The 13,146-nt window shown below is 69.8% G+C and carries 11 protein-coding genes, 1 tRNA gene and 1 other RNA gene; 4 read left to right on the top strand and 9 right to left on the bottom strand.

All coding sequences use genetic code 11. From position 1 onward, the window contains the following. Positions 1–517: 517 nt before the first annotated feature. Positions 518–894: a transfer-messenger RNA gene (ssrA, locus tag VGD70_RS16960) on the bottom strand. 188 nt (positions 895–1,082) lie between these two features. On the opposite strand from ssrA, the gene VGD70_RS16955 reads away from it, so the two are divergent. The 3 genes from VGD70_RS16955 to VGD70_RS16945 all read left to right on the top strand — a co-directional run bounded on the left by VGD70_RS16955 (position 1,083) and on the right by VGD70_RS16945 (position 3,660). Continuing rightward, positions 1,083–1,802 carry a sensor domain-containing protein gene (locus tag VGD70_RS16955; protein ID WP_331082432.1) on the top strand — a complete coding sequence of 240 codons (720 nt, stop codon included), beginning with the start codon at positions 1,083–1,085 and terminating at the stop codon, positions 1,800–1,802. 143 nt (positions 1,803–1,945) lie between these two features. Then, complete coding sequence (locus VGD70_RS16950) at positions 1,946–3,028, top strand: sensor histidine kinase (protein ID WP_331082433.1); 1,083 nt, start codon at positions 1,946–1,948, stop codon at positions 3,026–3,028. Continuing rightward, positions 3,016–3,660 (top strand): response regulator transcription factor, encoded by a 645-nt coding sequence (locus VGD70_RS16945; RefSeq protein ID WP_331082431.1) that lies wholly within the window; start codon positions 3,016–3,018, stop codon positions 3,658–3,660. Before VGD70_RS16950 ends, VGD70_RS16945 begins: the two co-directional genes overlap by 13 nt. A 62-nt stretch (positions 3,661–3,722) precedes the next feature. On the opposite strand, the gene lon is transcribed toward VGD70_RS16945, so the two are convergent. The 8 genes from lon to VGD70_RS16905 form a co-directional block, all read right to left on the bottom strand. After that, positions 3,723–6,098 carry an endopeptidase La gene (lon, locus tag VGD70_RS16940; RefSeq protein WP_331082430.1) on the bottom strand — a complete coding sequence of 792 codons (2,376 nt, stop codon included), beginning with the start codon at positions 6,096–6,098 and terminating at the stop codon, positions 3,723–3,725. A 102-nt stretch (positions 6,099–6,200) separates the two neighbouring features. Further along, entirely contained in the window at positions 6,201–7,103 is a 903-nt protein-coding gene (locus VGD70_RS16935) for an amidohydrolase family protein (protein WP_331082429.1), read from the bottom strand. Beyond that, entirely contained in the window at positions 7,100–7,576 is a 477-nt protein-coding gene (smpB, locus tag VGD70_RS16930) for an SsrA-binding protein SmpB (RefSeq protein WP_331082428.1), read from the bottom strand. The genes VGD70_RS16935 and smpB overlap by 4 nt, the downstream gene beginning before the upstream one ends. Before the next feature lie 30 nt (positions 7,577–7,606). Continuing rightward, entirely contained in the window at positions 7,607–8,509 is a 903-nt protein-coding gene (ftsX, locus tag VGD70_RS16925; protein WP_331082427.1) for a permease-like cell division protein FtsX, read from the bottom strand. 54 nt (positions 8,510–8,563) lie between these two features. Then, a complete protein-coding gene (gene ftsE, locus VGD70_RS16920; protein WP_331082426.1) occupies positions 8,564–9,253 on the bottom strand; it encodes a cell division ATP-binding protein FtsE in 690 nt (229 codons plus the stop codon). Between the two features lie 162 nt (positions 9,254–9,415). Next, the gene (gene prfB / locus VGD70_RS16915; protein WP_331082425.1) at positions 9,416–10,519 is read right to left on the bottom strand and encodes a peptide chain release factor 2; all 1,104 of its coding nucleotides are present in this window, start codon (positions 10,517–10,519) and stop codon (positions 9,416–9,418) included. Between the two features lie 50 nt (positions 10,520–10,569). After that, a complete protein-coding gene (locus tag VGD70_RS16910; RefSeq protein WP_331082424.1) occupies positions 10,570–11,070 on the bottom strand; it encodes a PadR family transcriptional regulator in 501 nt (166 codons plus the stop codon). A 98-nt stretch (positions 11,071–11,168) separates the two neighbouring features. Continuing rightward, entirely contained in the window at positions 11,169–12,746 is a 1,578-nt protein-coding gene (locus VGD70_RS16905; RefSeq protein WP_331082423.1) for an FAD-binding oxidoreductase, read from the bottom strand. Between the two features lie 302 nt (positions 12,747–13,048). Here VGD70_RS16905 and VGD70_RS16900 point away from each other — a divergent pair. Next, positions 13,049–13,125 (top strand) — tRNA-Met (locus VGD70_RS16900). Positions 13,126–13,146: the final 21 nt, after the last annotated feature.

Genomic DNA, 13,146 nt, shown 5'->3' with positions numbered 1-13,146 from the left:
CTGAAGAAGCGGCTGACCAAGCGCCTGGCCGAACTGAGCACGAAGGAAGACCAGTACCTGGAACTGGTCGGCTCCGCGGGGTGGCCCAGAGAGAAGCTCCGCCGCAAGCTCGACGCGATCCAGATTGAGCGGGACGAGATTGCGGGACAGCTGGCTGATGCCACGTCCCGCCTGACGGCCGGACGAGACTTCTTCCTCGCCGCGCTCGCACTGCTCCGCGACCCGCGCACCTTCTACGACAACGGTGGCACCAGCCTGAAGCGAGCGATGAACAAGATCATCTTCACCAAGCTGTTCATAGACGGCGACCAGATCACCGGACACGAGCTGGCCGAGGCCGTACGCGATGTCATCCAAGCCGAACGGCTCAGCCACACACCGGCCGCAGTAGGTGGGGGAATCAGCGGCCCAAACGCCAGCAACCCCGTCCAGGAGGACGGGGTTGCGTGGTCGGAATTGACCGGAGCGGAGCTGCTTGACCTGTCTCTTGCGGGTCAGGGTTCAAGTAGAACCGCTCTGGTGGAGGTGCCGGGAATCGAACCCGGGTCCTCTGCCGCCTTTCCAGGGCTTCTCCGTGCGCAGTTCACTGTGCCTCTACTCGGCCCCACCGGTCACGTGAACAAGCCGGTGTGACGGGCCCAGCCGCTGTAAATGTCCCGCCGTAGATCCGCGGCCGACCTGCGGCGGTAAGCCTCCTAGCTGATGCCGGCGAACCGGGTCGGAGGCGACCCCGGGCCGACAGACATCACTCTGGCTGTTTAGGCAGCGAGAGCGACGTCGCGCTGGGAATTAACCTTGGCGCATATTGGTTTGCGGCGACGCTTGAGGTGGCCATCCGCCTGCACCTGCACGCTTCCCCTGAAGCAACGTCCAGAGTCGAAACCGTTCACCCCCTAGTCATGGGCACTTCCCGTCAAGGATAACGCCCAACCGCCCCAGGATCATCCCGGTTTCCTCGAACCACGGCAAACCCCAGCCCAAGGTAGGGATAGCCCCACCCCCGACTCGGCGGCGTACCCCATGGCCGACCCCCCGCCCCTGCGGCCATCCTGGTCCTGCGACAGAAACTCGAAGGAGACCCGATGACCACCGAGCGCGACGGCACCCGCCCGAACCCCACCCTGCTTGGCTCAGCCGCGTACCTGGTGATGAACCTGCCCATCGGCATCGCCTCGTTCGTGTTCGTCGTCACCTCGCTGTCGGTGGGCCTGGGTACCGCCATCATCTGGGTGGGGGTCGCCGTGCTCGCCGTCTCGATGCTGGCCTGGCGCGGGTTCGCCCAGGTCGAGCGGGCTCGGGTGCACGCCATGCTGGGCACGTACATCGCCACGCCGTACCAGCCGCTGCCCGAGCGCGGCGGCAAGCGCTGGAGCACCCGCGTCAAGGACCCGGCCACCTGGAAGGACATGACCTACTGCGTCGTCCTGCTGCCTATCGGCATCGCCGAGTTCACGCTCATGGTCGCCTTCTGGGCGTCGAGCCTGTGGCTCACGCTGCTCCCGGTCTACTGGGCCTGGCTGCCCGCCTCGTGGCGCCCGGAAGTGTGGAACCAGCCGGTGCTCGAGGTCGACTCGTGGCCGGCCACCCTCCCCTGGGCCGCGCTCGGCGTGCTGATCCTCGCCGTCACCATCGCGCTCACCAGGACTCTCGGCGTCCTGCACGCTCGTTACGCCCGCGCCCTGCTCGGCCCGAGCGAGCGGCGCATCTCCAAGCTGGAAGGTCTCAACACCGCCGGCGCCATCGACTGGAGCACCGAATGGCCGCACCCGACGCAGGCGAGCTACCGGCCGGTGTCGCGATGACCAGCCCGGAGCCGGCACCCCTCTACCTGGTGTCCGAGGCACCCACCGGGGATGCTGTCCCCGTGGCATCCGCACCGGTCAGCACGGTCGACGACGAGCCAGGCCCCACCTTGGTCAAGCGCGGCTTCCGCGCCGCGGGCTTCATGCTGGCCGGCTTCCCGCTCAGCGTGCTCGCCTTCATCCTCATCGTCACGCTCTTCTCGGCCGGCGTCAGCACGCTGGTCGTGTGGATCGGGCTGGCGGTGTTGCTGCTGCTCACCAAGGTCGTCTCCTGGCTCGCGGGGGCCAACCGCCGGCTCATCCGCGGCATGCTCAACGTCCACATCCCCACACCGCAGATCGAGCTCGACGAGACCGGCTCGTTCTGGCGCCGCTACCTCAACCGGCTGATCAACCCGCAGATGTGGCGCAACATCGCCTACCTGATGCTCTCGTTCCCGCTGCACGTCTTCGAGCTCCCGATGGCCATCGTCGGCATCGTCATCCTGCCGGTCGGCGTGTTCGTGCTGCCGGTCATCGCGGCGCTGCACATCATGCTGGCCAAGGCGCTGCTCGGGCCCAACACCAACGAGCAGCTCACGCAGAAGGCCGAGCACCTGCAGGCGTCCCGGGCCCGCGGCGTCGACGCGGCCGAGGCCGAGCGCCGGCGCATCGAGCGCGACCTGCACGACGGTGCCCAGCAGCGTCTCGTCGCCGTGGCGATGGGCCTCGGCCGGGCCAAGAACAAGCTCGAGGCCGACCCGGACACGGCGCGGGCGCTCATCGACGAGGCGCACGCCGACGCCAAGCTGGCCGTCGCCGAGCTGCGCGACCTGGCCCGCGGCATCTACCCGGCGGTGCTGGGCGACCGCGGGCTGGACGCGGCGCTGTCCTCGCTGGCGGCGAAGTGCCCGATCCCCGTCGAGGTGCACGTGGCGATCGAGCCGCGCCCGCCGGCCGCGGTGGAGAGCACGGCGTACTTCATCGTGGGCGAGTCGCTCACCAATGTCGCCAAGCACTCCGGCGCGACGGAGGCCAAGGTCAACGCCTGGCGCGAGGAGCGCCCGAGCGGCGACCTGGTGGTCGTCGAGATCACCGACGACGGCCATGGCGGTGCGTCGATGCGTTCCGGTGGTGGCCTGTCGGGCCTCGCCGACCGGGCTGCCACGATTGACGGTGTGATGACCGTGGTGAGCCCCATCGGGGGACCGACAGTAATCAGGGCCGACCTGCCATGCACGTGGTGATCGCGGAGGACTCCGTACTGCTGCGTGCCGGGCTCCAGCGACTGCTGGCCGACGAGAACATCGAGACCGTTGCCGCGGTGGAGGATGGTGACGGGTTGCTGGTCGCGGTCAGCGAGCACCGCCCAGACCTGGCGATCGTCGACGTGCGCATGCCACCGACCTTCACCGACGAAGGCCTGCGCGCCGCGCTGCGGGCAAGGGAGCAGCAGCCCGGTCTGCCGGTGCTGGTGCTCTCGCAGTACGTCGAGGAGCGCTACGCGGTGGAGCTGCTGTCCGGCGGCGCCGGCGGGGTCGGCTACCTGCTCAAGGAGCGGGTGGCCGATGTCGCGGAGTTCGTGGACGCGGTCCACCGCGTGGCGAGCGGCGGCACCTGCATCGACCAAGAGGTCATCGCCCAGCTGATGGCAAGAGGCCGCCGAAACCCGATCGACGTGCTCACCCCACGCGAGCGGGAGGTCCTGGGCCTGATGGCACAGGGCCTGACCAACGTGGCGATAGCGAAGTCCCTGACGGTGTCCGACGGCGCGGTGGAGAAGCACGTGGGCAACATCTTCTCGAAGCTCGGCCTGGAGCCGAGCGCGGAAGAACATCGACGGGTCCGTGCGGTGCTGACCTTCCTGGAACGCAGCTAGGGACAGGACAAACCCGACGCCCCCGCCGAGAACCGGCGAGGGCGTCGTCCAATTCAGTTGGGTCAGGCGGCGACGGTGGCAGCGGTGGCGGCGGCCGGAGCCAGAGCCACCTCCAGCACCTCCCGAACGTCACTCGCCAGGTGCACCGTCAGGTCCGACAACACGGACTCCGGCACATCCTCCAGGTCCGGCTCGTTCCGGGCAGGCAACACGATCGTCGTGATGCCGGCTCGGTGGGCGGCCAGCAGCTTCTGCTTCACCCCACCGATCGGCAGCACCCGGCCCGTCAGCGAGACCTCGCCGGTCATCGCCACGTCGGACCGCACCGGGCGGCCGGACAGCAGCGACGCCAGCGCCGTGGTCATCGTGACGCCTGCCGACGGGCCGTCCTTCGGGACCGCGCCCGCCGGGACGTGCACGTGCACGCCCTGCGAGGACAGCGAGCCCACCGGCACGCCGAGGACGTCGCCGTGCGAGCGCAGGTACGACAGCGCGATCTGCGCCGACTCCTTCATCACGTCGCCCAGCTGACCCGTCAGCGTCACACCCTTGGCCCCGGACTCCGCGGACGCCACCGACGCCTCGACGAAGAGCACGTCTCCGCCGGCACCGGTGACCGCCAGGCCCGTCGCGACCCCGGGGACAGCCGTCCGCTCCGCCGACTCCGGCGTGTGCTTGGGCTGGCCGAGGTAGTCACGCAGGTCACCGGCACCGATGGCGATCGGCAGCGTGACCGACCCGAGGGCCAGCCGCGCGGTGATCTTCCGCAGCACCCGCGCGATCGACCGCTCGAGCTGACGCACGCCGGCCTCGCGGGTGTACTCCCCCGCCATCAGCCGCAGCGCGTCGTCGGCCAGCGACACCTCGTCGACGGTCAGGCCCGCCCGCTCCAGCTGATGCGGCAGCAGGTGGTCCCGCGCGATGGTGACCTTCTCCTCCTCGGTGTAGCCGTCGAGCCGGACGAGCTCCATGCGGTCCAGCAGCGGCGCCGGGATCGACTCGATCACGTTCGCCGTCGCCAGGAACACGACATCCGACAGGTCCAGCTCGACCTCGAGGTAGTGGTCGCGGAACGTGTGGTTCTGCGCGGGGTCCAGGACCTCGAGCAGCGCCGCGGTCGGGTCGCCCCGGTAGTCCGCGCCGACCTTGTCGATCTCGTCGAGCAGCACGACCGGGTTCATCGAGCCGGCCTCGGAGATGGCCCGCACGATCCGGCCGGGCAGCGCCCCGACGTAGGTGCGCCGGTGCCCGCGGATCTCGGCCTCGTCCCGGATGCCGCCCAGCGCCACCCGCACGAACTTGCGGCCCATGGCGCGCGCCACCGACTCGCCCAGCGAGGTCTTGCCGACCCCGGGCGGGCCCGCGAGCGCCAGCACGGCACCGCTGCGCCGGCCACCGACCACGCCGAGACCCCGCTCGTCGCGCCGCTTGCGCACGGCCAGGTACTCGATGATGCGGTCCTTCACGTCGTCGAGCCCGGAGTGGTCGGCGTCGAGGATCTCGCGCGCGCCCACGATGTCGTAGGCGTCGTCGGTCCGGTTGTTCCAGGGCAGCTCGAGCACGGTGTCGAGCCAGGTGCGGATCCAGCCCACCTCGGGGGACTGCTCGGAGGTCCGCTCCAGCTTGTCCACTTCGGACATGGCGGCGTCGCGCACCTTCGTGGGCAGGTCGGCGGCCTCGACACGGGCCCGGTAATCCTCTTCCTCGGACTCCGGCTTGCCGTCCAGGTCGGCCAGCTCCTTGCGGATGGCGGCGAGCTGCTGGCGCAGCAGGAACTCCCGCTGCTGCTTCTCCATGCCTTCCTTGACGTCCTTGCGAATGGTCTCCGCGACGTCCAGCTCGGCCAGGTGGTCCCGGCCCCACTCGAGCAGCTTCTCGAGCCGAAGCGCGACATCGGCCGTCTCGAGCAGCCACACCTTCTGCGTCTCGGACACGTACGGCGCGTACCCGGCCATGTCGGCCAGCGCCGACGGGTCGTCCTCCTGCTGGACGGAGTCCACCACCTGCCACGCACCACGCTGCTGCAGCATGGTGATGACCAGCGACTTGTACTCCTTCGCCAGCTCGCGGGCGCGCTCGTCGACCGGCGGCACGGGCGTGACCTCGGCCTCCACCCACAGTGCCGCGCCCGGCCCGGTGGTGCCGGTGCCGATGCGCACGCGCTCGGTGCCGCGCACGACCGCGGCGAGCTCACCGCCGGGCAGCCGCCCGACCTGCTCGACCACGCCCAGCGCGCCCACCCGGGCGTACTTCCCGTCGAGCCGCGGCACCATCACCACGCGCGGCTTGTCCCCGGACCCGGCGACCGCCTGCGCGGCCTCCACCGCGGCGCGGGCCTCGGTCCCGTCTGTGCCGGCCATCCTGATCGGCACGACCATGCCCGGCAGCAGCACCGTGTCGTCCAGCGGCAGCACCGGGAGCGTCAACGACTCTGCCATGAGTTCACCCTCCAAAGTTGAGTCTGTTCAGCTCAACCCGGAAATGGCTCAGGATGTTTCCGCAGCGTGTTCGCTGTGAGCGGAGCTTGCGGAGCGCACCAGCTAACGCAGGGCCAGGAGCCGGCTGGGTGTGTCGAAGAGCACGGCGCGCAGGAACGGCTCGCCCAGCCGGTCGTCCGCGGCCGCCCAGCCGGCGATGGCCGCGAGCTGCGTGGCGTACTCGTAGGGGATGTTCGGGAAGTCGGTGCCGAGCACGACCCGGTCGGCCACGTCGACCAGCCGCGCGGGCCAGTCGCCGGGCAGCATCGCGTCGCCCCAGTTGAACGGGATGCCGACCATCGTGGTGTCGATGTGCACCCTCGGGTACCGGGCGACCAGGTCCAGCGCCGGCTGGAACTCGGGCGAGCCGGCATGCGCGAGTACGGCGAGCAGCCGGGGGTGGCGCCGCAGCACCTCGCCGAACACGTCCAGCCCGGTGAACTCCCCCGGCACGGGACTGTGCCCGCAGTGCACCACCACCGGCACGCCGGCCTCGGCGAGCAGCCCCCACGCCGGGTCCAGCAGCTCCGAGCGCGGGTCGTAGGCACCCACGTGCACGTGGGCCTTCACGCAGCGGGCGCCGGCGTCGAGCGCGTCGGTGAGGTATCCGGCCACCCCGGGCTCCGGGAACAGCGTCGCGGTGGGCACGGCGCCGGGGGTGTCGGCGGCGAAGTCCCGCACCCACTCGTTGAGCCACGCCGCCATGCCCGGCTTGTGCGGGTACACCAGCGGCGCGAACGTGCGGACGTCGAGTGCGCGCAGGATCTCGAGCCGCTCGGGCGCCGGCAGCCGGTAGTGGATCGGCCACTCGGTGCCGTACTCCTGCGCCGCGCGGTCGAAGAACGCCCACACCTTGCGGTGCACCGAGTCGGGGAGGAAGTGCACGTGCATGTCGACGAGCCCGGGCAGGCCGAGGTCGGCGACGAACCGCGGGACGTCCGCGTCCGACGCGGGCGGCGCGATCACCAGCGACCCTTGGCCGCCCGCCCGGCGGCCCGGGTCATCTCCCGCTCGGCGTCGCGCTTGGCCAGCGACTGGCGCTTGTCGTAGGCCTTCTTGCCCTTGGCGAGCGCCAGCTCGACCTTGACCTTGCCGTCCTTGAAGTACATCGACAGCGGCACGAGCGACAGGCCGCTCTCCCGGGTCTTGCCGATGAGCCGCAGGATCTCGCCCTTGTGCAGCAACAGCTTGCGCGTGCGCCGCGGCGTGTGGTTGGTCCACGTGCCGAGCACGTACTCGGGGATGTGCAGGTTGCGCAGCCACACCTCGCCGTCGTCGACCGTGGCGAACGCGTCCACAAGGGACGCCCGGCCCTCGCGCAGCGACTTGACCTCGGTGCCCACGAGCGCGATCCCGGCCTCGTACGTGTCCAGGATCGTGTAGTCGTGCCGCGCTTTGCGGTTCGACACGATCACCTTGTGGCCACGTTCCTTCGACATGGCGACAACTCTACGTGCTCGGGCGAGCGGTTATTGCCGCACGTACAGGCGCAGCGTCACGTAGCCGGTGACGGCGGAGATGCCCATCGCGGTGAGCAACAGCCACGGCGCGGTGAGCAATATGTCCAGGCCGTCGACGGGTCTCACCACGCCGGCGGCGAAGGGTCCGGCCAGGACGCTGTCGAGGAAGAACTCCTTCAGCACGACGAGCAGACCGATGGCCAGGAACGCACCGACAAGGCCGGCGACCACCGCCTCCAGGAGGAACGGCAGCTGGGTGTACCAGCGGGTGGCGCCGACGAGCCGCATGATGCCGACCTCGGTACGCCTGGTGAACGCCGAGACCTGCACCGTGTTGGAGATCAGCAGCAGCGCGGCGACGGCCTGCACCAGCGCGACGGCGAAGGTCATGTTCCGGACGCCGTTGAGCGCGTCGAAGAACTTCTGCAGGAACTCGCTCTGGTCGGCGACGGAGTCCACGCCGACCCGGCCGGAGTAGGTCTGGGTGATGACCTGCGGCCGGTCCGGGTGGACCAGCTTGACGTTGAACGACGCGGGCAGCGCCTCCGGCCGCGCGAGCTTCACCAGCTCGGGCTGCGACTCGAAGATCTGCTTGAACCGGTTGTAGGCCTGGTCGCGGTTCTCGTACTGCACCGACTCGACCGCGGGGTTGTTCTCCAGGTCCGCGCGCAGGCTCTTGCACGGCTCGGCCTGGCAGCCCTTGTCGTTCGCGCTGATGTCGTTGGTGAGATAGATGTTGACCTGGAGCTTGTCCTCGTAGACCGCCTGCGTCTTGTCGATCATCCGCACGACGAGGAGGCCACCGCCGAGCAGGGCGAGCGAGATCATCGTCGTGAGGATCATCGCGACGGTCATCGTCACATTGCGCCGGAGGCCGGTCAGGACCTCGCTGAACACGAAGCTGGCACGCATCGGGGGAAGTAGTCCTCGGGGTTTCGGCAGTCGGGGGTTTGCGGCGCTCGGATGCTAACGGCCGACGCCGTATACGCCGCGTGAGTCGTCGCGAACGACCTGGCCGAGGTCGAGCTCGACGACGCGGCGGCGCATCGAGTCGACGATCGAGTGGTCGTGCGTTGCCATCAGCACCGTCGTGCCGGTGCGGTTGATCCGCTCCAGCAGCAGCATGATGTCCTGGCTGGTGTCGGGGTCGAGGTTTCCGGTCGGCTCGTCGGCCAGCAGCATCAGTGGCCGGTTGACGAACGCGCGGGCGATGGCCACCCGCTGCTGCTCGCCACCGGAGAGCTCGTGCGGCATGCGTGCCGACTTGCCCTCCAGGCCGACCAGCTCCAGCACCTCGGGCACCACCTTGCGGATGGTGTTGCGGGGCTTGCCGATGACCTCCAGTGCGAAGGCGACGTTCTCGGCCACCGTCTTGTTGTTCAGCAACCGGAAGTCCTGGAAGACGCAGCCGATGGACTGGCGCAGGCGGGGGACCCTGCGCCGGGCCATGCGGGCCACGTCGAAGTTCGCCACGTACACCCGGCCCTTGGAGGGCACCTCCTCGCGCAGCAGCAGGCGCAGGAAGGTGGACTTCCCGGAGCCTGACGCGCCGATGAGGAAGACGAACTCACCCTTGTCGACCTCGACGGACACGTTCTCCAGAGCGGGTCGCGTGGAGGTCTTGTACACCTTCGATACGTGCTCGAGCCGGATCACGAGGCGCGAGTCTACCTCCGCCCGTTACCGACCCGTTGCCTTGGCAGGGTCTGGCGACCAGCGGCACGTTCCCGGCGGTCAGCGGCGGGCCCGTACCGCTCGGCTCAACACGCCCTCGGGTTCGGCGCGGAATCGGCGCGGATTCGGCGAACCGGGTGAACCTCAGGCGGCGTGCGTACGTCGCCAGCGGATGCCGGCCTCGATGAACCCGTCGATGTCGCCGTCGAGCACGCTGCTCGGGTTGCCGACCTCGAAGTCGGTGCGCAGGTCCTTGACCATCTGGTACGGGTGCAGCACGTACGAGCGCATCTGGTTGCCCCAGCTCGACCCGCCGTCGCCCTTGAGCGCGTCCATCTCGGCCCGCTCCTCCTGGCGCTGGCGCTCCATGAGCTTGGCCTGCAGCACCCGCATCGCCGCGGCCCGGTTCTGGATCTGCGACTTCTCGTTCTGGCAGGACACGACGATGCCGGTGGGCAGGTGGGTGATGCGTACCGCGGAGTCGGTGGTGTTGACGCTCTGCCCGCCGGGGCCCGAGGAGCGGAACACGTCGATGCGGATGTCCTTCTCCGGGATGTCGACGTGGTCGACCGCCTCGACGAAGGGCAGCACCTCGACGCCGGCGAACGAGGTCTGCCGGCGGCCCTGGTTGTCGAACGGGGAGATGCGCACGAGCCGGTGGGTGCCCTGCTCGACCGCGAGGGTGCCGTAGGCGTAGGGCGCGGTGACCTTGAACGTGGCCGACTTGATGCCGGCCTCCTCCGCGTAGGAGGTGTCGTAGACCTCGACCGGGTAGTGGTGCCGCTCCGCCCAGCGCAGGTACATGCGCATCAGCATCTCGGCCCAGTCCGCGGCGTCGACCCCGCCGGCCTCGGAGCGGATGGTGACGAGCGCGTCGCGCTCGTCGTACTCGCCGGACAGCAGCGTGCGGACCTCGAGGGCGGAGATGTCGGTGCGCAGCTTGGCGCGCTCCCCGTCCGCCCCGGCGATCTCCTCGGCCGAACCCTCCTCCTCGGCGAGCTCGTAGAGCACGCTGAGGTCGTCGAGGCGCTGGCGCAGCTCCTCGAGGCGGCGCAGCTCGCTCTGCTTGTGCGAGAGCTGGCTCGTGACCTTCTGCGCCGACTCCGGGTCGTCCCACAGGTCCGGCCGGGCGGCCTGCTGCTCCAGATCGGCGATCTGGACACGCAGGGCGGCCAGGTCCGTCACCGCCTCGACGCTGGCGAGGGTGTCGGACAAATCATTGAGGTCAGCTGCGACGTCCGGGTTCACGACAAAACAGGCTACGTGAACCCGGCCGTCTCGTCCTCAGGAGACCCAGGTCAGGACACCGGAATGGAGTCGAGCAGCTTGAGCACCGCCCGAGCCCGGGCGACGCCGAACTCGGCGACGGCCTTGGCGTAGGGGTCCTCGGCCGCCTTGACCGCCGCCTTGGCGGCGTCCTGCTCCTCGGCGTAGACCTTCTTGGCGGACTCGATCAGCGCCGAGCGCTGCCGCGCGGTCAACGCGTTGGCGTGGACCAGTCGCAGGATCAGCGGGCTGCGGAGGTGATCCGGGCCGGGCTCGCTGCCGAGCCACGACTTGAACGCCTTCTTGCCGGCGGCCGTCACCAGGTACTGCTGGCTCGAGCGGGGACCCTGCTTGCCGAGCCGGACGAGGCCTGCGTCGGCCAGCGCCGGGAGCTCGCGGTAGACCTGGCTCCGGGTGACGCTGAAGAAGGATCCGAAGCGGTCGCGAGCGGCGGAGACGAGCTGTCCACCGGTCGCCGGGCCTTCGTGCAGCAGGCCCAGGAGGGCCGCGGCGGTTGCATTCAGTTCAGACACCTCTCCACCGTGCCACGAAGCAGCCCCGGTGTCCACAGTGGCCCGGATATCTGTCCACTGTGGCTGATCGCCCCTTTTGGGCGCCGCCAGGCGGGGTTCTAGTCGAACAGTACGCCGGGATTGAGGATCCCGCGTGGGTCCAGAGAGTTCTTCGCAGCGCGAAGGACCTTGTGGAACTCATGGGGCCGCTGGGCTTCGTACCAGCGAAGATGGTCCCGGCCGACCGCGTGATGGTGGGTGATCGAGGCGCCGAGCCGGTCCAGGATGTCGCTCGCCGCGGCCTTGATCTGGTCCCACATCTGGACTTCGGCGCCCCGCCGGGAGCGGGCGATGACGGTGAAATACGGCGCTACTCCATCCGGGTAAACATGTGTGACGCGGGCCGTCACGACGCCCGGTTCGCCGCAGACCTCCTCCGTCGCGGCCAGCACACCCGATCGGACGGTCGCGCACAGCTGCGCCGCGGTCCGCCACGTGCAAGCGGTCTCGAACGTCTCCACTATGGCGCCCGAACGGGCCAGCGCGTCGCGGACGTAGGGCATCCGCAGGAACGCCGACCGCCAGCCGCCGACCGAGTCCTGAGTGGACCTCGACTCCGCCGTGCCGCCGTGTGCCTCGGCGATCTCGACCGCCCGGACGAGCGCGGTGTCGACCGGATGGACCGCCGACTCGAAGCCGAGCACCAGAACCGCACGGCCGTCGGCCCGGCCGGTGTTGATCGCCGCCTCGGCCTCGTCGAGCAGCCGGCAGTTGCTGGGATCCAGGCCGGACTGGGCGATGGCGCGCACTGCCTCCAGCCCCGACCCGAAGTCGCCGAAGGAAACGCCGCGGGAAGCCTTGTGCACCGGACGATCCTGCAACCGCAGCCACGCCTGGGTGATCACGCCGAGGGTGCCCTCGGAGCCGAGGAACAGCCGATCCGGTGACGGCCCCGCGCCGGAGGCCGGCAGCCGCCGGCTCTCGGTGGTGCCGCTCGGACTGAGCACCCGCAGGGACTCGACGAAGTCGTCGATGTGCGTGTGCCGCATGGCGAAGTGGCCGCCGGCGCGGGTGGCGAGCCAGCCGCCGAGGGTGGAGAACTCGAAGCTCTGCGGGAAATGCCGCAACGTGAGGCCGTGCGGGGCGAGCTGGCTCTCGAGGACCGGGCCGAGCGCGCCCGCCTGGATGAGCGCGGCGCGGGAGGTGCGGTCCACCTCGAGCACGCGGTCCATCCGGGTGAGGTCGAGGCAGAGCACGGCGTCGTGACCGTCCCCCCGGTACTCCACGCCGCCGACGACGGAACTGCCGCCGCCGTAGGGGATCACCGCGACATTCTCCTCCCCCGCCCAGTCGAGGAGGTCGACGATCTGCTCCTCGGACTCCGGGAAGGCGACGAGGTCCGGCGCGGCGTCGAGCTCACCGCGCAGCGCGCGAATGACGTCCCGGTAGGCCTTTCCATAGGTGTGCGCGGCCCGCACGTGCGGATGCACGGTGCACAGCCGAGCGAGCGAGCCGGGCGGGCGCACCCGCGGCGCTCGCAGCTCGAGATCGTCGATATCCGGGATAGGCAGCGGGTCGGCGACCCAATGCGGAGGCAGCCGGGCCACGAGCCCCGCGCGTTCCGCCTCACCGACCGCCGCGTCCTGCCAGCCCCAGCCCCACCATGACCGAATCCGTTCCGTCCGCACATCGGCCATGCTGCCCGACGAAACCGCACGCTGGGCACCGAACGTCCACCGCACTCGAACACGAGTCGTTTTCGGGCGTCTGCGCTCCGCATTTCGTAAGAGACCCGACCAAGGTGACTCGGCGCCGAGACTGACCATCGGATACGCCTGCTGACCCGCTGGGGCATACCGGCCGGCCTCGCGGCCGTGCGACGGTGCCGACCGGCCTCTGCCGATCAACCCGCCAACCGGCCCTTTTGCGAGGTCAGGACAGGTACAGGGGGGTGGTGTGCAGGCCCCTCGGAGTCCGCGTATAGTTGTGCTTACAGCAACGCGGGGTGGAGCAGCTCGGTAGCTCGCTGGGCTCATAACCCAGAGGTCGCAGGTTCGAATCCTGTCCCCGCTACCAGGTAAGACGGTCCTCCAGAGT

Origin of the sequence: Actinophytocola sp., from assembly GCF_036402745.1 — a bacterium.
In the GTDB taxonomy this organism is placed as follows: Bacteria; Actinomycetota; Actinomycetes; order Mycobacteriales; family Pseudonocardiaceae; genus Actinophytocola.
This window is presented reverse-complemented; position numbering and strand designations above follow the sequence as displayed.

What these genes read in the sequence shown, in the direction of transcription:
- VGD70_RS16955 (WP_331082432.1), top strand. Translation starts at nt 1,083, where the DNA reads ATGACCACCGAGCGCGACGGCACCCGCCCGAACCCCACCCTGCTTGGC.
- VGD70_RS16950 (WP_331082433.1), top strand. Translation starts at nt 1,946, where the DNA reads ATGCTGGCCGGCTTCCCGCTCAGCGTGCTCGCCTTCATCCTCATCGTC.
- VGD70_RS16945 (WP_331082431.1), top strand. Translation starts at nt 3,016, where the DNA reads ATGCACGTGGTGATCGCGGAGGACTCCGTACTGCTGCGTGCCGGGCTC.
- lon (WP_331082430.1), bottom strand. Translation starts at nt 6,098, where the DNA reads ATGGCAGAGTCGTTGACGCTCCCGGTGCTGCCGCTGGACGACACGGTG.
- smpB (WP_331082428.1), bottom strand. Translation starts at nt 7,576, where the DNA reads ATGTCGAAGGAACGTGGCCACAAGGTGATCGTGTCGAACCGCAAAGCG.
- ftsX (WP_331082427.1), bottom strand. Translation starts at nt 8,509, where the DNA reads ATGCGTGCCAGCTTCGTGTTCAGCGAGGTCCTGACCGGCCTCCGGCGC.
- VGD70_RS16905 (WP_331082423.1), bottom strand. Translation starts at nt 12,746, where the DNA reads ATGGCCGATGTGCGGACGGAACGGATTCGGTCATGGTGGGGCTGGGGC.